This window comes from Streptomyces nigrescens, assembly GCF_027626975.1.
GTDB classification, from domain to species: domain Bacteria; phylum Actinomycetota; class Actinomycetes; order Streptomycetales; family Streptomycetaceae; genus Streptomyces; species Streptomyces nigrescens.
The window spans coordinates 4765101-4784394 of record NZ_CP114203.1; the positions used below are offsets into that span (position 1 = coordinate 4765101).

Sequence of the window (19294 nt, forward strand, 5' to 3'; positions counted from 1 at the left end):
TGACACGGCAGCGGAGAAAAGGCCACGCAGCCCGAGAACCTGCAATCCGGCCCCTCACTCCTGTTACGTCTGTGCCATGTCCACAAATCGGGAGTAGTGGCCCTGGAACGCCACCGTGATCGTGGCCGTGGGGCCGTTACGGTGCTTGGCCACGATCAGGTCGGCCTCGCCGGCGCGCGGGGACTCCTTCTCGTAGGCGTCCTCGCGGTGCAGCAGGATGACCATGTCCGCGTCCTGCTCGATCGAACCGGACTCACGGAGGTCGGAGACCATCGGCTTCTTGTCCGTGCGCTGCTCGGGGCCACGGTTCAGCTGGGAGAGCGCGATGACGGGGAGTTCCAGCTCCTTCGCCAGCAGCTTGAGGTTTCGGGACATGTCCGAGACCTCCTGCTGACGGCTCTCGGCGCGCTTCGAGCCGCCGGACTGCATCAGCTGGAGATAGTCGATGACGACCAGCTTGAGCTCATTGCGCTGCTTGAGCCGGCGGCACTTCGCGCGGATCTCCATCATCGACAGGTTCGGTGAATCGTCGATGTACAGCGGCGCGGCCGAGACATCCGGCATCCGGCGCGCCAGCCGCGTCCAGTCCTCGTCCGTCATGCTGCCGGAGCGCATGTGATGCAGCGCGACCCGCGCCTCGGCGGACAGCAGACGCATCGCGATCTCGTTGCGCCCCATTTCCAGCGAGAAGATCACGCTCGGCAGATTGCTCTTGATCGAGCAGGCCCGGGCGAAGTCCAGCGCAAGGGTCGACTTACCCATGGCGGGACGGGCCGCGATCACGATCATCTGGCCCGGGTGCAGCCCGTTCGTCAGGGAATCCAGGTCGGTGAAGCCCGTCGGCACACCCGTCATCTGGCCCTGGCGGGAGCCGATCGCCTCGATCTCGTCGAGGGCGCCTTCCATGATGTCGCCGAGCGGAAGGTAGTCCTCGCTGGTCCGCTGCTCCGTGACGGCGTAGATCTCCGCCTGGGCGCTGTTGACGATCTCGTCGACATCGCCGTCCGCCGCGTATCCCATCTGCGTAATACGGGTGCCGGCCTCGACCAGGCGGCGCAGCACGGCACGCTCATGGACGATCTCGGCGTAATACTCGGCGTTCGCGGCGGTCGGTACAGACTGCACGAGGGTGTGCAGATACGAGGCGCCGCCGACCCGCGCGATCTCGCCGCGCTTGGTGAGCTCCGCGGCGATGGTGATCGGGTCGGCCGGCTCGCCCTTGGCGTACAGGTCGAGGATCGCCTGGAAGACCAGCTCATGGGCGGGACGGTAGAAATCCTCGCCCTTGAGGACCTCGACGACGTCCGCGATGGCGTCCTTGGACAGCAGCATGCCGCCGAGCACGGACTGCTCGGCGTCGAGATCCTGTGGAGGGACCCGCTCGAAGCCGCCGGTCCAGGAGCCGCCGCCGTCGTCGTCGCGGTCCTGCCGGTCGCCGCGGCCGCGGCCCTTGCCCTCGCCCCGTCGGGAACGGGCGGCCGGCAGCAGGTCGCTGGGACCGGAGTCCGCCCAGGGGTCTTCCATGGGCTCGGGAATGCTCACCCCGGCACCTCCTCCCGTCCGCGACGCGGACCTTGCTGTGCTGTTCTTTCTTACGGCACAGCTCTGACAATCGAGTCGCCCGACTCCGGTTACGGCGCGTCGAGTTCGGACGATTTCTCAGGCCGGAACAGGCGGCGGGTGCCGGACCACGGTAGGCCCGCGGGCACCGTCCGCCAATCTGGTTATCCACAGGCCATGTGGATGACTGGCCTACAGCTGTGGAGAAGTCCCCGGATCCTGTGCACGGCCCGGGGGAAACTTCTGTGGACAAGCACACAATCACCCCACCCTCAAGCCTCTGACCTGCACTTTCCTCATCCATAGCCTGTGGGGGAGAAAAACTTCCGCCAGCGGTTCAAGATCGCGACAAACGGCACAGGGGAGACGACTCCACACAGCGGAAAGTAAGGGCTGCACAGGGTTTGCATCTCTTACCTGTGGAAGATTAGATTGCGCGCATGACCCTGGCTCCCGCGACACCGCGCCGCACCGGCCGCCGCCATGACCGCGAGATCATCGCCCTCGCGCTGCCCGCCTTCGGCTCACTGGTCGCGGAACCTCTCTTCGTCATGGTCGACAGCGCCGTCATCGGCCACCTCGGCACTCCCCAGCTCGCCGGCCTCGGTGTGGCGGCCGCCCTGCTGACCACCGCCGTCTCCGTCTTCGTCTTCCTCGCCTACGCCACCACCGCCGCGGTCGCCCGCCGGGTGGGCGCCGGCGACCTGCCCGCCGCCATCCGCCAGGGCATGGACGGCATCTGGCTCGCCCTGCTGCTCGGCGCCGCCGTCATCGCGGCGGTACTGCCCACCGCCCCCTGGCTCGTCGAGGCCTTCGGCGCCTCCGACACCGCCGCCCCGTACGCCACGACCTACCTCCGCATCAGCGCGCTCGGCATCCCCGCGATGCTCGTCGTGCTCGCCGCCACCGGCGTGCTCCGCGGCCTCCAGGACACCAAGACCCCCCTCTACGTCGCCCTCGGCGGCTTCTCCGCCAACGCCGCGCTCAACATCGGCCTGGTCTACGGCGCCGGCCTCGGCATCGCGGGCTCCGCCTGGGGCACCGTCATCGCCCAGTGCGGCATGGCCGCGGTCTACCTCGCCGTCGTCGTCCGCGGCGCGCGACGGCACGGGGCCTCGCTGCGTCCCGACGCCGCCGGAATCCGTGCCTCGGCCCAGGCCGGTGTGCCGCTGCTGGTCCGTACGCTCTCGCTGCGCGCTGTGCTGATGATCGCGACCGCCGTCGCCGCCCGGCTCGGCGACGCCGAGATCGCCGCCCACCAGATCGTGCTCACGCTGTGGTCCCTGCTGGCCTTCGCGCTGGACGCGATAGCCATCGCCGGGCAGGCCATCATAGGCCGCTACCTCGGCGCCGGGGATCGCGACGGCGCCAGGGCCGCCTGCCGCCGCATGATCCAGTGGGGCATCGTCTCGGGCCTGGTCCTCGGTGTCCTGGTCGCGCTCGCCCGCCCGCTGTTCATCCCCCTGTTCACCGCCGACCCGGCCGTGCAGGGCCCGCTGCTCGCCACGCTCCTGGTCGTGGCCGTGACCCAGCCGGTCTCCGGCATCGTCTTCATCCTCGACGGCGTGCTGATGGGAGCGGGGGACGGCCCCTATCTCGCCTGGGCCATGGTCGCGACGCTGGCCCTGTTCGCGCCGGTGGCTCTGGCCGTCCCGCTGCTCGGCGGCGGACTGGTCGCCCTGTGGTGGGCAATGACCCTGATGATGACCGTGCGAATGCTGACCCTGTGGCTGCGCACCCGCTCGGGCCGGTGGATTGTGACCGGAGCCTCCCGCTGAAGCATCTCCCGTAATACGCAGCGCGTGTCAATAATGACCCTGTGCGCTCGCTTGCCAGGAATTCCGTGCTGCCCCTGACGTTCGTCGTCATCGTGGCTGCTGCTGTGGTGGGGTACGCCACGGAGGAAGCCGACACGAACAGCAGCAGCGGTGGCGGCCGCAGCAGCTTCGGCAAATCCGGCGAGGCGGGCCAGGATCCCCAGGACCAGGATCCCGCCGCGACGGCCCCGGCCGATGACGGCAATGCGTACACCCCGCGCCGGACCGAGCAGAACGCCCGGGTCGGTGCGGTCTTCGAGAAGGACGACTCCGGCGACCACTTCTGCACCGCGAGCGTGGTGCAGAGTCCGGGCCGGAACATGCTCATCACCGCAGCGCACTGCGCCTTCGACAGCGACGGCAAAACCCCGGTGAACGACCTGGTCTTCGCCCCCGACTACCGCGACGGCGATGAGCCCACCGGCCTGTGGAAGGTCAAGAAGGTGATCCTCGACGACCGCTGGGCCAAGTCCAACGACGAAGATCTCGATGTCGCCTTCCTCGTCCTCGACAAGAAGAAGGGCAAGGAGATCCAGGACGTCCTGGGCGGGAACACCCTCGGGATCGACCGTGGCTACGACAACGAGGTCAAGATCACCGGCTACCCCACCAGCCGTGACACCCCGATCTCCTGCCAGAACCGCACCACGAAGTTCAGCGACACCCAGCTGCGCATCCGGTGCACCGACTTCGAGGGCGGTACGAGCGGCAGCCCCTGGCTCGCCGACTACGACCCCAAGAGCCACACCGGCACGGTCATCGGCGTCCTGGGCGGCCACAAAGGCGGCGGCGACGAGGACGATGTCTCCTTCGCTGCGTACTTCGACGACGACATCGCCGCGCTCTACAAGCGAGCCCAGGACGAGGACTGACGCGGTCCGTCCGCGCTCCGCACACGGCGAAGGGCCGCACCCCGGTGACGGGATGCGGCCCTTCGGCGTGGTACTGCGATTACGCGGCGACGACCTCGACGCCGAGCTTCGCCACGACCTCGGCGTGCAGACGCACGGAGATCTGGTGCGCGCCCAGGGTCTTGATCGGCGAACCGAGCTCGACACGACGCTTGTCGACGTCCGGACCACCGGCAGCCTTGATCGCCGAGGCGATGTCGGCCGGGGTGACGGAGCCGAACAGGCGGCCCGCGTCGCCGGCACGGACGGCCAGCTTCACGTTGACGCCCTCGAGCCGGCCCTTGACCTCGTTGGCCTGCTCGATCGTGGCGATCTCGCGGATCTTGCGACCGCGACGGATCTGCTCGACGTCCTTCTCGCCACCCTTGGTCCAGCGGATCGCGAAACCACGCGGGACCAGGTAGTTGCGGGCGTACCCGTCCTTGACGTCAACGACGTCGCCGGCGGTGCCGAGGCCGGAGACCTCGTGGGTGAGGATGATCTTCATGATTCGGTCACCCTTCCCTTATCGCGCGGTGGACGTGTAGGGCAGCAGCGCCATCTCACGGCTGTTCTTCACAGCCGTGGCGACGTCACGCTGGTGCTGAGTGCAGTTGCCGGTGACCCGGCGGGCACGGATCTTGCCGCGGTCGGAGATGAACTTCCGCAGCAGGTTCGTGTCCTTGTAGTCGACGTAGGAGATCTTCTCCTTGCAGAACACGCAAACCTTCTTCTTAGGCTTGCGAGCAGGCGGCTTCGCCATTGTCTCTCTCCAATGAGTTCAAGAAGTTTGTGCTGACGCCCTCAAGGCCCCTGGCCGTCCCACGGCGCTGTTTCACGTGAAACCGCGCGGAGTCGACCAGCTCTACGGACCTAGAAGGGCGGCTCGTCCGAGTAGCCACCGCCGGAGCTACCGCCCCAGCCACCGCCACCGCCGCCGCCACCCTGCTGGCCACCGCCGGCCGGGCCGCCGGTCGCCCACGGGTCGTCGGCAGGAGCACCGCCGCCCTGCTGACCGCCGCCGGGGCCGCCGCCCCAGCCGCCGCCACCCTGGCCGCCGCCCTGCTGACCGCCGCCGAAGCCGCCGCCACCCTGGCCACCACGACCGCTGGTCTTGGTGATCTTGGCAGTGGCGTTCTTGAGGCTCGCGCCCACTTCCTCGACGTCGAGCTCGTAGACCGTGCGCTTCACGCCCTCGCGATCCTCGTACGACCGCTGCTTGAGGCGGCCCTGGACGACCACGCGGGTACCCCGCGTCAGGGACTCGGCGACGTTTTCCGCCGCCTGACGCCACACCGAGCAGGTCAGGAACAGGCTCTCGCCGTCCTTCCACTCATTGGTCTGGCGGTCGAAAGTGCGGGGAGTGGACGCGACGCGGAACTTCGCGACCGCCGCACCGGACGGGGTGAAGCGCAGCTCGGGGTCGTCGACAAGATTGCCGACAACCGTGATGACGGTCTCGCCTGCCATTAGGGGAACCTCTCGGCGGGTGTGCTGCTGGCTGCTGGTGTTGCTGCTACTCGAACCCGGTTACCGCTGGACGCTGTCGCGTTCAGTGGGTCTCGGGACGGAGGACCTTGGTCCGGAGGACCGACTCATTCAGGTTCATCTGACGGTCAAGCTCCTTGACGACCGCAGGCTCGGCCTGCAGGTCGATGACCGAGTAGATGCCCTCGGGCTTCTTCTTGATCTCGTACGAGAGACGACGACGGCCCCAGGTGTCGACCTTCTCGACCTTTCCGTTGCCCTCACGGACGACGGAGAGGAAGTTCTCGATCAGCGGGGAGACAGCGCGCTCCTCGAGATCGGGGTCGAGGATGACCATCACCTCGTAGTGACGCATGTAGAACCCACCTCCTTTGGACTCAGCGGCCACGGTCGTTCCGTGGCAGGAGGGTCGTATGCGTTCCGCGCCCCGCCCGTCCGGTGCTCCGGACAGACATGGGCGCAGACCGTACAGAGTACCTGCCTGAGGCCTTCCGGTTGAAATCCGTCCGCTCCACCCCTCAATCTGGAACACAACGGGTGTGAGCGGCGTTACAGTGCGCCGCCCTGTCATCGGAGGTGCCGCATGGCACAGGCAGCACGGACCCAGCGCAGTTGGCTGTCGCTTCTCAACAGCGACGGCAAGGACCATCCCGTCGAGAACACCTTCGCCATCGTGACCGTGGTACTCGGCGCGATCGCCATCTTCACCACGCTCTCTCCCAGCCTGCACCTGGTCAGCTCCTGGGCCGGCCTGATCGGCATCGGCACCGGCCTGTGGGGTCAGTTCATCTCGTCGACGACCGGCGAGCGCTTCCTGTTGATCATCGGCCTCGGCGCAGCGGCCGTCGGCTTCTACCTCGGCCTGGCACACGGCGGCCTCTTCGGCGGTGTCATCGGCTAGCCGATGCGGCATACGGGGCCCCAGCCCGTATGGCCCAGACGGGGCGCTCCACGGTCACAGTAGGCTTCGGCGCGAGAGCCGGAGCCCCGACCATGGGGACACACCTGCCGAGGAGCGCCCCGCATGAGCCTGACCCTGAGGACCATCAGCCGAGAGCAGCATCTGGCATATATCCAGAGTCTGCCCGCGGCCAGCCACATGCAGGTCCCCGCCTGGGCGGACGTCAAGGCCGAATGGCGTTCGGAGAGCCTGGGCTGGTTCGACCCGAGCGGCGAGATGGTCGGCGCCGGACTGGTCCTGTACCGCCAGGTGCCCAAGGTCAAGCGCTACCTCGCGTACCTCCCCGAGGGCCCGGTCATCAACTGGTACGCGCCGAACCTGGAGGACTGGCTGCAGCCGATGCTCGCGCATCTCAAGCAGGAGGGTGCCTTCACGGTGAAGATGGGCCCGCCGGTCATCATCCGCCGCTGGGACTCCCAGGCCATCAAGGCCGGCATCCAGAACCCGGACGTCAAGCGGCTCCGGGACGTCGAGGCGACCCACATCGAGCCGCGCGCCTTCGAGGTGGCCGACAAGCTGCGCCGCATGGGCTGGCAGCAGGGCGAGGACGGCGGCGCCGGCTTCGCCGACGTACAGCCGCGCTATGTCTTCCAGGTGCCGCTGGCCGACCGTTCGCTGGAAGAGGTCCACAAGGGCTTCAACCAGCTGTGGCGCCGCAACATCAAAAAGGCCGAGAAGGCCGGTGTCGAGGTGGTCCAGGGCGGCTACGACGACCTGGCCGAGTGGCAGCGTCTCTACGAGATCACCGCGGTGCGTGACCACTTCCGGCCGCGTCCGCTCAGCTACTTCCAGCGCATGTGGTCGGCCCTCAACGCCGAGGACCCCAACCGCATGCGGCTGTACTTCGCCCGCCACAACGGCGTGAACCTGTCGGCCGCGACGATGCTCGTCGTCGGCGGGCACGTCTGGTACTCCTACGGGGCCTCGGACAACATCGGCCGTGAGGTCCGGCCCTCCAACGCGATGCAGTGGAAGATGCTGCAGGACTCCTACGCGCTCGGCGCCTCGGTCTACGACCTCCGCGGCATCAGCGACTCGCTCGACGAGAACGACCACCTCTTCGGCCTGATCCAGTTCAAGGTCGGCACAGGTGGGCAGGCAGCGGAGTACCTCGGTGAGTGGGACTTCCCGCTCAACAAGCTTCTGCACAAGGCGTTCGACCTCTACATGGCGCGCCGCTGACGCTCCACCGCACCGTTCGTCACCCTGAGACACCAGCCACGAGAAAGGTTCCGGGCCCGGCCATGGCGCTCACCCTCTACGTCGACACCGCGCGCTGGCGGGCGCACCAGCAGAGCGTTCTCCAGCAGTTCCCCGGGCTGGTCCCGGTCTGCAAAGGCAACGGCTACGGCTTCGGCCATGAGCGCCTCGCCGACGAGGCGACCCGCCTCGGTGCCGACATCCTCGCGGTCGGGACGACCTACGAGGCGGCCCGCATCAAGGACTTCTTCAGCGGCGATCTGCTCGTCCTGACGCCGTTCCGCCACGGCGAGGAGCCGGTGCCGCTGCCCGACCGGGCGATCCGCTCGGTGTCGTCGGTCGAGGGCGTGGGGGGCCTGGTCGGCGCCCGGGTCGTCATCGAGGTCATGAGCAGCATGAAGCGCCATGGCGTCAAGCCGGAGGACCTGCCGAAGCTGGCCACGGCCATCGAGGACGTCCGGCTCGAAGGCTTCGCGATCCACCTGCCGCTGGACCGCACCGACGGCTCCGACGCGGTCGAAGAGGTCATCGGCTGGATGGACCAGCTCCGCGCCGCCCGCCTCCCGCTGCACACCATGTTCGTCAGCCACCTCAAGGCCGATGAACTGGCCCGTCTCCAGCAGCAGTTCCCCCAGACGCGCTTCCGTGCGCGGATCGGTACCCGGCTGTGGCTCGGCGACCACGAGGCCACCGAGTACCGCGGTTCGGTGCTCGATGTCACCCGGATCGCCAAGGGCGAGCGCTTCGGCTACCGCCAGCAGAAGGCGGCCTCCGACGGCTACTTGGTCGTGGTGGCGGGCGGCACCTCGCACGGTGTCGGCCTGGAGTCGCCCAAGGCGCTGCACGGTGTGATGCCGCGTGCCAAGGGCGTGGCCCGGGCCGGGCTGGCAACCGTGAACCGCAATCTCGCACCGTATGTGTGGGCCGGGAAGCAGCGCTGGTTCGCGGAGCCCCCGCACATGCAGGTGTCGATCCTGTTCGTGCCGGGGGATGCCCCGCAGCCGCAGGTCGGCGAGGAGCTGGTGGCCCATCTGCGGCACACCACCACGCAGTTCGACCGCCTCGTGGACCGCTGAGCCGGCCGAGCCACGGCGCAGACATACCAAGGGCCCGGTGCCCGCAGAGACCTCCTCTGCGGCACCGGGCCCGGTGCGTTGGGGCCGGGGGCCGGGCTCAGTCCCGTACGGCGCCCCAGCGCACCTGGGGCGCCGCCTGGAACTGCACCGCATGCCGGGGCCGGTGGTAGGCCCGTCCGAGCACGAACACATCGGGGCTGCGGTCCAGGACTCCGCCCGAGGGATCGTCGTCCCCGTCCCTGCGGACTACATCGCGCTCCGGCATCAGGATGTCCCGTACGACCAGGGCGCACAGGTAGAGCGTGCCCAAGAGGTGCAGCACGATGGCCAGTTGGTAGCCCTCCGTCGGCAGTCCTTGGTGCTTGTCGCCGCTTCCTGTGTACGCGAGGTACGTCCAGATCCCCAGGAAGTACATGACCTCGCAGGCCTGCCAGATCAGGAAGTCCCGCCAACGCGGCCGGGCCAGCGCGGCGAGCGGGGTCAGCCACAGGACGTACTGCGGCGAGTAGACCTTGTTGGTGAGGATGAACAGCGCGACGACGAGGAACGCGAGCTGTGCGAAGCGCGGCCGACGCGGTGCGTAGAGCGTCAGCAGGCCGATGGCGCCACAGCCCACGATCATCAGCAGCGTGGCGTAGGTGTTGGCGTTCTCCAGGGGGTTCCCGGTGCGCTGCGAGATCAGGAGCCAGATCGAACCGAAGTCGATGGGCCGTTCCTGGCTGAACGTGTAGAACTTCGCCCAGCCCTCCCGGATGTGGAAGCCCGCGGCATCATGCGTGATCATCACCGGCAGGTTCACCACGAGCCAGGACGCGACGGTACCGGTCAGCACCTTCCGGAACGCGCGCCAGGCGCCTGCGCGCCAGCACAGCACCAGCAGCGGGCCCAGCAGCAGCACCGGGTACAGCTTCGCCGCGGTGGCCAGCCCGATGAGGACGCCGGCCGCCAGCGGGCGGCTGCGTGACCACATCAGCATCCCGGCTGCCGTCAGGGCGATGGCTAGCAGATCCCAGTTGATGGTGGCGGTGAGGGCGAAGGCGGGCGCCAGGGCGACAAGGAGGCCGTCCCAGGGGCGGCGGCGGTGGGTGCGGGCCACACACACCGCAATGACAGCGGCGCAGATCATCAGCATGCCGGCGTTGACCAGCCAGTAGATCTGTTCGCGGTGCTGGATCCCCCCGGAGTGCGGAGTCATCCAGGAGGCGACCTCCATGAAGACGCCTGTGAGCACGGGGTACTCGAGATACTCCATATCGCCGGGCAGCCGGTCGAAGTACGGGATCAGCCCATCGGCAAAGCCCCGCCCCGCATAGAGATGGGGGATGTCGGAGTAGCAGGCGTGCGTGTACTGGGTCGTGGCGCCGAAGAACCAGCCGCCGTTGTAGCAGGGCAGCTTCTGCACCATGCCGAGCGCGAACATGCCGATGGCGACGAGCGCGATGATCCGCACCGGCGTCAGCCAGTGCGTCCCGAGCAGTGCGCGGCGGCCGATAGGCCCCCCGATCAGCTCGCTGCCGGCGGCCGCCACCTCATCCCGCTTCGTCGGCCGTACCGGATCGTCCCGTCGCACGCTCGTCATGGCCCCATCCTGCCGTACGCCCGCGGGCAGAAGACGGCGAAGCCCCCGCCCGGGCAAACCGGGCGAGGGCTTCGTTGCTCCACGTTTCACGTGAAACCTTCAGCGTTTCACGTGAAACGGTCAGCCGTTCGGGCCGCCGAGCCAGCCTCCGCTGTCTGTCGCATCCGTCGGGTCAGGCGTCGGACTCGTGCCGCCGGGGCCACCGCCGGGACCACCCGCGCCATTTCCGTTACCTCCGCCGTTACTCGCCCCACCGCTGTTCCGGCATTCCAGATCCCAGGGGGAGCAGGTGTCGGTCGGGGTCGGGCTCGGAGAGTTCGTCGGGGGAACGGACTCGCTGGGAGACTCCGACGGCGAGCTCGACGGAGTGTCCGACGGCGTGGGAGTCGGCGTCGGCGTCGGCATGCCTTCCTGGTCAAACCGCTGCCCGATGGGCGTGGCCGGAGGGAAGGACTCCGGGGTGACACCCTTCATCGCCTGCAGCATGTACTCGGTCCACACCTCGGTGGGCAGCGCACCACCGTGGATCGAGTCAAAGCCACCGACACCGTTCATGGACAGCTGGCGCGGATTCCCCGCGTCCTCACGGAACATCGTGATGGCCGTCGACAGCTGCTTGGTGTAGCCGACGAACCAGGCCGACTTGTTCTCGTCGGTGGTGCCGGTCTTGCCCGCCGCCGGCATGTTCAGCCGCTTGGCTTCCTTCGCCGTGCCGTTGTCGATGACGTTCTCCAGCACCTTGGTCACGTTGTTGGCGATGTTGGCATCCATCGCCGTTTCGCTCTGAGGCTTCTCGAAACCATCGAGGTCCCGGCCCTTGTACGTCACCTGCGTCACCGAATACGGCTCCACCTTCGTCCCGGACTGGGCGAATGTGGCATAGGCATCGGCCATACGAATCGCGCTCGGTGTGGAGGTGCCCAGCGCGAAGGAGGGGTTCAGGTTCTTGTCGAAGCTGGCCTCCGAGATACCCGCGGCCTGCGCCATGCTCCGGACCTTCGCCATCCCCACATCCATGCCGAGCTGCACGAACGGAGTGTTGACGGACTGCTCCATCGCCTTGGTCAACGAGATATAGCCCCACGGATGGTCGCTCTCGTTCTCCTGGAAGAAGAACGAGCCGTCCCTCCTCTTGACGTACCCCCCCTCGGCGTCCTTCACCTTGAGGTGGTCGTCACCGTTGTAGCGACTGTCCTGCCTGATCGGCACCCCGTTGCTCTTGGCCGTTCCGTCCTTCATCGCCGCCGCGAGCACGAACGGCTTCCAGGTCGAGCCGACCGGCACACCGAAGGTGTCCGCGTTGTTGCTGAAGTGCCCCTTGTCGTAGCCCTCGCCGCCGTACAGGGCGACGATCTTGCCGTCGCCCGGCACCACTGAGGCACCGCCGAACTGGACGAATTTGTCCTTTGCGCGCTTCTTCGGGTCGATGTACCGCTTGTTGACGTTCTTGACCGCGGACTCGAGCTGGGCGGTCTTCTTCGAGTTGAAGGTCGTGTGGATCGTGTAGCCGCCCTTGTCGAACTGGGCTTCGCTGAGACCCGAGTGCTTCAGCACGTACTTCTTCGCGGTGTCCATCATGTAGCCGATCTGACCGCTCTTGCTGGCCACCGGCTTCGGCAGATGCGGCTTGGGGAAGTGCCCCCGGTACTTGTTCCGCTGCGCCTTGGACAGGAGGCCGTTCTCGACCTCCCGGTCGAGAATCCAGGACCACCGCGCCTTGGCGCGCTTGGTGTTCGCCGCCCGCGTGGCCCCCGGGCTGGTGCCGCCCGCCGGGTCGTACAGATCCGCGCCCTTGAGCACGGTGGCCAGGAAGGCGCTCTGGTTCGCGTCCAGCTTTTCGGCGTCCACTCCGTAGTACGCCTGAGCCGCTGCCTGGATCCCGTACGCCCCGCGGCCGTAGTAGCTGGTGTTCAGATACCCCTGAAGGATCTGGTCCTTGCTCTTCGACCAGCCGACCTTGATCGCGATGAACAGCTCCTTGAACTTACGGTCAAGGGTCTGCTCCTGGCTCAGCATCGCGTTCTTCACGTACTGCTGAGTGATGGTCGATCCGCCCTGGGTCTCGCCGCCCTTGGCCATGTTGACCAGCGCACGTGCGATGCCCATCGGGTCCACGCCCGAGTCCGTCCGGAACGACGCGTTCTCCGCGGCGATCGCCGCTTTCTGCATCTCGAGCGGAATCTCGTTGATCGTGACGTTCTGCCGGTTCGTCTCACCGTCACGCGCCATGACCTTGCCGTCGGCCCAGAGGTAGACGTTGTTCTGCGACTTGGCGGCGGCACTCTCGCTGGGCACGTTCACCAGGGCCAGCGCGACGCCGGAGGCACCCACGATCAGCCCTATGAATCCGACGCACAGGGTCGTGACCTGTTTCCACGACGGTACGAAGCGCCGCCAGCCGACGCGGTTGGCCCGCGGGTAGTCGATGAAACGCTTCTTGGCAGGATTCCCGCCGCCGCGACCGCGGCCACGGCCTCCCTCGGGACCACCGCCGCCACCGCCGCGACGGCCACCGCCACCACGGCCTCCGGCGCCATCGCCGGAGGCCATCGCGGCATCGGACGACCGCCGGCGGCCACCACGCTGGGCGGCTCTACGGGCGTCGGCACGCCCACCCTGCCGCGGCTCGTGGCCGGACGGCTCGGAGTGGGCGGCAGAACCGGCAGCGGAGCCACGGGAAGGGGCGGCACGGCGCCCCGATGGCTGCTGTGCGGCGCGTCGGGCCGCGGCACGTCCGCCACTCTGCGGCTGTGGCGGTTTGCGACGGTGCTCGCTCATGGAACGAATACTCCTCGGGCAGGCGCGCTATCTCGTCGCCTGAAGGCGGCAGTTGTCTTCAGGTCCCCCCGATGCACGGCCCGCTCCTGAGGCGCGAGCCGCACTACACCGAGGATGAGGACGCCAGATATCGGCCCACGGTTCCCGGCAGTCTGCATGCCGCACAGACTACGCACGGCCAAAACCTGCCCAGTGTTGAAATTCACTCCAAATCAGTCAGCTTGATGAGAACGATTCGGTGATGTGATGCCGTTCACCGTGCCCCCTCTTGTTCCGCCCAGGTGGCCGTTCTATCGTCTGGATGTATCGAGTCGATACATCAGCACGACATAAAGAGCGCACCGGACCAAGGAGGCGGAGGATGAGCAGACGTTCCGGCGTCCTCGAGTTCGCCGTCCTCGGCCTGCTCCGCGAGTCCCCGATGCACGGCTATGAGCTGCGAAAACGGCTCAACACCTCGCTCGGGGTCTTCCGTGCGTTCAGCTATGGCACCCTCTACCCCTGCCTCAAGGCACTGGTCGCGAGCGGCTGGCTGATCGAGGAGACGGACGGCGCCCCGGAGGGCGTACCCCCCGCGGCTCTGACAGGGCGCCGCGCCAAGATCGTCTACCGATTGACACCGGCGGGCAAAGAACACTTCGAGGAGTTGCTCGCCCACTCCGGGCCGGATGCGTGGGAGGACGAGCACTTCGGCGTCCGCTTCGCATTCTTCGGCCAGACCTCGCGGGACGTACGGATGCGCGTGCTGGAAGGCCGCCGCAGCCGGCTGGAGGAGCGCCTGGAGAGGATGCGTACCTCCCTGGCCAGGTCCCGCGAGCGGCTGGACGACTACACCCTCGAACTGCAGCGGCACGGCATGGAATCCGTGGAGCGCGAAGTCCGTTGGCTGAACGAGCTCATCGAGAGCGAGCGCGCCGGGCGCGATCAGCGCCCCACGGGCTCCGCAGCGCAGGACAAGAAGAACCAGTCAGGAGATACGGGCGGCCTGCCCCGGCACCGGGGTGGTACCCGGCCGGATCCGTCCGATGACACCACCACATGAGGCTCTGCTGTGCAGATCCTCATCGAGAACACAGGGAGCAACCGGAATGGGTTCGGTTCGCGTAGCCATCGTCGGCGTGGGCAACTGCGCCGCCTCGCTGGTACAGGGCGTCGAGTACTACAAGGACGCCGACCCGAAGAGCCGCGTGCCCGGCCTCATGCACGTGCAGTTCGGCGACTACCACGTGCGTGACATCGAGTTCGTGGCTGCCTTCGACGTCGACGCCAAGAAGGTCGGGCTCGACCTCGCGGATGCCATCGGCGCCAGCGAGAACAACACCATCAAGATCTGCGACGTGCCGAACGCCGGCGTGCAGGTCCAGCGCGGTCACACCCTCGACGGCCTGGGCAAGTACTACCGCCAGACGATCGAGGAGTCCCCCGAGGCCCCGGTCGACGTCGTCCAGGTCCTCAAGGACACGCAGGCCGACGTGCTGGTCTGCTACCTCCCTGTCGGCTCCGAGGACGCCGCGAAGTACTACGCCCAGTGCGCCATCGACGCCAAGGTCGCGTTCGTCAACGCGCTCCCGGTCTTCATCGCCGGCACCAAGGAGTGGGCGGACAAGTTCACCGAGGCGGGTGTCCCGATCGTCGGTGACGACATCAAGTCGCAGGTCGGCGCCACGATCACGCACCGGGTGATGGCCAAGCTCTTCGAGGACCGGGGCGTCATCCTGGACCGCACGATGCAGCTGAACGTCGGCGGCAACATGGACTTCAAGAACATGCTCGAGCGTGATCGCCTGGAGTCCAAGAAGATCTCCAAGACCCAGGCCGTCACCTCCCAGATCCGGGACCGTGAGCTGGGCGAGGACAACGTCCACATCGGCCCCTCCGACTACGTGGCGTGGCTGGACGACCGCAAGTGGGCCTACGTCCGCCTCGAGGGCCGCGCCTTCGGTGATGTCCCGCTGAACCTGGAGTACAAGCTCGAGGTCTGGGACTCCCCGAACTCCGCGGGTGTCATCATCGACGCCCTGCGCGCCGCGAAGATCGCCAAGGACCGGGGCATCGGTGGCCCGATCCTCTCCGCGTCCTCGTACTTCATGAAGTCGCCGCCGGTGCAGTACTTCGACGACGAGGCACGGGAGAACGTCGAGAAGTTCATCAGCGGTGACGCCGAGCGCTGAGCCGCCCGACGCACCCTCCCTCCGCAGGCCCCCGGGTATTCCGCCCGGGGGCCTGCGGGCTGTGTGAGGCTGTGCCTCATGCATGCTGTGCGCGCCCTTCGCGTATTACTCCGGCTACGCGACTTCCGTTCGCTCCTTGCCGCACGGCTCCTGTCCCAGGCGGCCGACGGGGTGTTCCAGGTCGCGCTCGCCACCTTCGTCGTCTTCTCGCCCGAGAAGCAGACGTCGCCAGCGGCCATCGCCTCCGCCATGGCGATCCTGCTGCTCCCGTACTCCCTTCTCGGACCGTTCACCGGTGTGCTGCTCGACCGCTGGCGGCGCCGTCAGGTCCTGCTGTACGGCAATCTGCTGCGCACCCTGCTGGCCATGGCCACCGCGACGCTGATCGTGTCGAAGGTCCCCGACTGGCTCTTCTACGCCTCGGCCCTCTCCGTGACCGCCGTGAACCGCTTCGTCCTGGCCGGGCTCTCGGCCGCGCTCCCGCGTGTCGTCGACGGTCAACAGCAGCTGGTCATGGCCAACTCCCTCACCCCCACGGCGGGCACGCTCGCCGCGACGGCGGGCGGCGGGCTCGCCTTCGCCGTCCGGCTGGCCGGCTCGGACGTGGACGCCTTCGTCGTGCTGCTCTCCGCGGCCCTCTACTTCTGTTCGGCCCTGACCACGCTGCGCATGGCCCCGGAGCTGCTCGGCCCCGACCCCGCACGCCTCCAACCACACCTGCGGGAAGCCCTGTTGAGCACCGTGCGCGGGCTGAGGGAAGGGCTGCGCCATCTCGCCGAGCGGCGCACCCCGGCCCGCGCACTGATCGCGATGGCCTTGATCCGTTTCTGCTACGGGGCTCTGACGGTCATGGTGCTGATGCTGTGCCGGTACTCCTGGGCCGAGACCGAGTCCGAAGGACTGGCGCTGCTCGGGATCACCGTCGGAGTGTCAGGAGCGGGCTTCTTCGCGGCCGCTGTCGTCACGCCCTGGGCGGTGGGGAGGCTCACCGCGTTCGGCTGGATCGCAGGCTGTGCGGCACTGGGCGCGGTCCTGGTGCCGTCACTCGGGCTGTTCTTCACGCCGGGTCCGATGCTGGCCGCCGCGTTCGTGCTCGGCCTGAGCACCCAAGGAACCAAGATCTCCACGGACACGATCGTCCAGTCGACGGTCGACGACGCCTTCCGCGGCCGGTCCTTCGCCATCTACGACGTGCTCTTCAACGTCGCCTTCGTCGGGGCTGCCGCGGTCGCGGCGCTGATGCTGCCTCCGGACGGACGGTCCGCAGCCCTGCTCGGCATGGTGACCGTGCTGTATGCGCTGGTCGCCGCGGCGATGGTTCGCTCGGGGCGCGGTTAGGCGTCGCCCCTCGCCCGGTGCAGCGCCCTGGGCCCTGCAACGGCGCGTACCCGGACCCGATACCTTACGGGCGTCCTACACGAGCCTGTACACATCAATATCGGGGGAGTCCCATGACCACGCCGCCTCAGGGCCAGAATCCGTACGGTCAGGCGCCGTACGGGCAGCCGCCGTACGGCCAGAATCCTTATCCGCAGGCGCCGCAAGCACCGCAGGCCCCCTACGGCCAGCCCCAGGGCTACGCCTACCCCCCGCAGCCGCAGGCTCCGTACGGACAGCAGCCGCCGGCGGGTTACCCCATGGCTCCTCAGCCGCAGCAGCCCTACATGCAGGGCGGAGCTCCGGTGCCTCCGCCTCAGCCCGCCAAGCGCCGGTCCGTCAAGGCGATCCTGAGGGGCATCGGGCTCGTCATCGCGGTGATCGTCTTCGCGTTCTTCTGGATCGTCAGCCAGGACGACGCGGAGAACGCTGAGGCCGGTGACTGTGTGCAGAAGTCCAGCAGTTCACTCGACGACGGGCTCAAGGTGGTGGACTGCAGTAGCTCCGAAGCTCAGTACAAGGTGAGCAAGGTGCACAACAACACCACGGACCCGACGCTGTGCGCAGAGGGAGAGTCGGCCTACACCAAGAGCGTGCACCGTCGCAGGAGCGGCGACACCCGCATGGTGCTCTGCCTGACCTCGGTGAAGTAGCGCACGCCGAACGCGCTGGAAGACAAAGGAGCGGTGTTTCACGTGAAACACCGCTCCTTGTTTCACGTGAAACACCGCCCGTTTCACGCTCAGCTCTGAGCGGCCCACCACTCCTTCAGCGCAGCGACCGCCGCCTCCCGCTCCATGGGCCCGTGCTCCAGCCGGAGCTCCAGCATCTGCTTGTACGCCTTGCCGACCTCGGGCCCCGGGCGGATGCCCAGAATCTGCATGATGTCGTTGCCGTCCAGGTCCGGGCGGATCGATTCCAGCTCTTCCTGCTCCTGCAGCCGCGCGATGCGCTCCTCGAGCCCGTCATAGGCGCGCGAGAGGGCGCCGGCCTTGCGCTTGTTGCGGGTGGTGCAGTCCGAGCGCGTGAGCTTGTGCAGCCGCTCCAGCTGCGGGCCGGCGTCCCGCACATACCGGCGCACCGCCGAGTCCGTCCACTCGCCCGTCCCGTAGCCGTGGAAGCGCAGATGCAGCTCCACCAGCCGTGAGACGTCCTTGACCAGGTCATTGGAGTACTTGAGAGCGGTCATCCGCTTCTTGGTCATCTTCGCGCCCACCACCTCGTGGTGATGGAAGGAGACCCGGCCGTCCTTCTCGAAGCGCCGCGTCCGGGGCTTTCCGATGTCGTGGAGGAGTGCGGCCAGCCGCAGCACGAGATCGGGCCCGTTCTCTTCGAGGTCGATCGCCTGCTCCAGCACCGTCAGCGAGTGCTCGTAGACGTCCTTGTGACGGTGATGCTCGTCACTCTCCAGCCGCAGTGCGGGGAGCTCGGGCAGGACATGGTCCGCCAGGCCGGATTCGACGAGCAGCCGCAGCCCCTCGCGCGGGTGCGGCGCCAGGACCAGCTTGTTCAGCTCGTCCCGTACGCGCTCCGCGGAGACGATCTCGATGCGGTCCGACATCGCCTTCATCGCGGCGAAGACCTCGGGGTCCACCTCGAAGTCCAGCTGGGCCGCGAAGCGGGCGGCGCGCATCATCCGCAGCGGATCATCGGAGAACGACTCCTCCGGCGTCCCCGGCGTCCGCAGCACACGCGCCGCCAGGTCCTCCAGACCGTCGTGCGGGTCGACGAACTCCTTCTGCGGCAGCAGCACCGCCATGGCGTTCACCGTGAAGTCCCGGCGCACCAGATCCTGCTCGATGGAGTCGCCGTACGACACCTCGGGCTTGCGGGAGGTGCGGTCGTACGCCTCGGACCGGTAGGTCGTGACCTCGATGTCGAAGGAGTCCTTCTTGCAGCCGACCGTGCCGAAAGCGATGCCGACCTCCCAGACCGCGTCCGCCCACGGCCGGACGATCTTCAGAACGTCCTCGGGGCGGGCATCGGTGGTGAAGTCCAGGTCGTTGCCGAGCCGGCCCAGGAGCGCATCCCGGACCGAGCCGCCGACCAGGGCAAGTGTGAACCCGGCCTCCTGGAATCGACGGGCCAGGTCATCCGCGACGGGGGACACCCGCAGCAGCTCGCTCACGGCTCGGCGCTGGACATGGTTCAGCGCGTTCGTCGACTGCGGGGTCCGCTCGGCGATCGGGGCGGGGAGGTCATTGTTGGCGTTCGGCACAACAAAACAGGGTACGTGGCCGCGCAGCGCGAGGCGTCACGTAATAAAGGGGACAGGCTGGGCGCCCGGCTCTCCGCACCGCGATCATGTGGAGCAGTCCCCGGCACTACGGCGCAGCGGGCCTCGTTACCATTCGTGGACGCACATTCCGACGACCACTGACGAAGACGAGGGACGGA

The 19294-nt window shown here is 67.8% G+C and carries 17 protein-coding genes; 9 read left to right on the top strand and 8 right to left on the bottom strand.

Features of this window, described 5'->3' with window-relative positions; genetic code table 11:
- Positions 1-63: 63 nt before the first annotated feature.
- The gene (gene dnaB, locus STRNI_RS21295; protein WP_018092124.1) at positions 64-1524 is read right to left on the bottom strand and encodes a replicative DNA helicase; all 1461 of its coding nucleotides are present in this window, start codon (positions 1522-1524) and stop codon (positions 64-66) included.
- Between the two features lie 476 nt (positions 1525-2000).
- Here dnaB and STRNI_RS21300 point away from each other — a divergent pair, with 476 nt between their 5' ends.
- Complete coding sequence (locus STRNI_RS21300) at positions 2001-3338, top strand: MATE family efflux transporter (RefSeq protein WP_277411822.1); 1338 nt, start codon at positions 2001-2003, stop codon at positions 3336-3338.
- Positions 3339-3403: 65 nt separating this feature from the next.
- Entirely contained in the window at positions 3404-4249 is an 846-nt protein-coding gene (locus STRNI_RS21305; protein WP_018092122.1) for a trypsin-like serine peptidase, read from the top strand.
- A 79-nt stretch (positions 4250-4328) separates the two neighbouring features.
- Here STRNI_RS21305 and rplI read toward each other — a convergent pair whose 3' ends face one another.
- From rplI to rpsF, 4 genes are all read right to left on the bottom strand, one after another.
- Complete coding sequence (gene rplI, locus STRNI_RS21310; protein ID WP_018092121.1) at positions 4329-4775, bottom strand: 50S ribosomal protein L9; 447 nt, start codon at positions 4773-4775, stop codon at positions 4329-4331.
- Positions 4776-4793: 18 nt separating this feature from the next.
- On the bottom strand, positions 4794-5030 hold the full coding sequence (rpsR, locus tag STRNI_RS21315; protein ID WP_003978893.1) for a 30S ribosomal protein S18: 237 nt from the start codon (positions 5028-5030) through the stop codon (positions 4794-4796).
- Positions 5031-5140: 110 nt separating this feature from the next.
- The gene (locus STRNI_RS21320; RefSeq protein WP_093640827.1) at positions 5141-5737 is read right to left on the bottom strand and encodes a single-stranded DNA-binding protein; all 597 of its coding nucleotides are present in this window, start codon (positions 5735-5737) and stop codon (positions 5141-5143) included.
- An 82-nt stretch (positions 5738-5819) separates the two neighbouring features.
- Positions 5820-6110, bottom strand: coding sequence for a 30S ribosomal protein S6 (gene rpsF / locus STRNI_RS21325; protein ID WP_006604399.1), 291 nt, complete (start codon positions 6108-6110; stop codon positions 5820-5822).
- Positions 6111-6338: 228 nt separating this feature from the next.
- On the opposite strand from rpsF, the gene STRNI_RS21330 reads away from it, so the two are divergent.
- The 3 genes from STRNI_RS21330 (at position 6339) to STRNI_RS21340 (ending at position 8992) form a co-directional block, all read left to right on the top strand.
- The gene (locus tag STRNI_RS21330) at positions 6339-6656 is read left to right on the top strand and encodes a hypothetical protein (protein ID WP_018092119.1); all 318 of its coding nucleotides are present in this window, start codon (positions 6339-6341) and stop codon (positions 6654-6656) included.
- A 123-nt stretch (positions 6657-6779) separates the two neighbouring features.
- On the top strand, positions 6780-7898 hold the full coding sequence (locus STRNI_RS21335; RefSeq protein WP_018092118.1) for a lipid II:glycine glycyltransferase FemX: 1119 nt from the start codon (positions 6780-6782) through the stop codon (positions 7896-7898).
- Positions 7899-7960: 62 nt separating this feature from the next.
- Entirely contained in the window at positions 7961-8992 is a 1032-nt protein-coding gene (locus STRNI_RS21340; RefSeq protein WP_018092117.1) for an alanine racemase, read from the top strand.
- A gap of 97 nt (positions 8993-9089) precedes the next feature.
- On the opposite strand, the gene STRNI_RS21345 is transcribed toward STRNI_RS21340, so the two are convergent.
- A complete protein-coding gene (locus STRNI_RS21345; protein WP_018092116.1) occupies positions 9090-10571 on the bottom strand; it encodes a glycosyltransferase family 87 protein in 1482 nt (493 codons plus the stop codon).
- 120 nt (positions 10572-10691) lie between these two features.
- Positions 10692-13349, bottom strand: a complete 2658-nt coding sequence (locus tag STRNI_RS21350) for a transglycosylase domain-containing protein (protein ID WP_026170064.1) — start codon at positions 13347-13349, stop codon at positions 10692-10694.
- 361 nt (positions 13350-13710) lie between these two features.
- Between STRNI_RS21350 and STRNI_RS21355 the strand changes: the two genes are divergently transcribed.
- The 4 genes from STRNI_RS21355 (at position 13711) to STRNI_RS21370 (ending at position 17550) form a co-directional block, all read left to right on the top strand.
- Positions 13711-14391, top strand: a complete 681-nt coding sequence (locus tag STRNI_RS21355; RefSeq protein ID WP_018092114.1) for a PadR family transcriptional regulator — start codon at positions 13711-13713, stop codon at positions 14389-14391.
- A gap of 46 nt (positions 14392-14437) precedes the next feature.
- The gene (locus STRNI_RS21360; protein ID WP_018092113.1) at positions 14438-15520 is read left to right on the top strand and encodes an inositol-3-phosphate synthase; all 1083 of its coding nucleotides are present in this window, start codon (positions 14438-14440) and stop codon (positions 15518-15520) included.
- A 78-nt stretch (positions 15521-15598) separates the two neighbouring features.
- The gene (locus tag STRNI_RS21365) at positions 15599-16858 is read left to right on the top strand and encodes an MFS transporter (protein WP_159487379.1); all 1260 of its coding nucleotides are present in this window, start codon (positions 15599-15601) and stop codon (positions 16856-16858) included.
- A gap of 113 nt (positions 16859-16971) precedes the next feature.
- Entirely contained in the window at positions 16972-17550 is a 579-nt protein-coding gene (locus STRNI_RS21370; protein ID WP_277411823.1) for an LppU/SCO3897 family protein, read from the top strand.
- Between the two features lie 89 nt (positions 17551-17639).
- Here the strand turns inward: STRNI_RS21370 and STRNI_RS21375 are convergent, their stop codons facing one another.
- Positions 17640-19115, bottom strand: coding sequence for a CCA tRNA nucleotidyltransferase (locus STRNI_RS21375; RefSeq protein WP_159487380.1), 1476 nt, complete (start codon positions 19113-19115; stop codon positions 17640-17642).
- Positions 19116-19294: the final 179 nt, after the last annotated feature.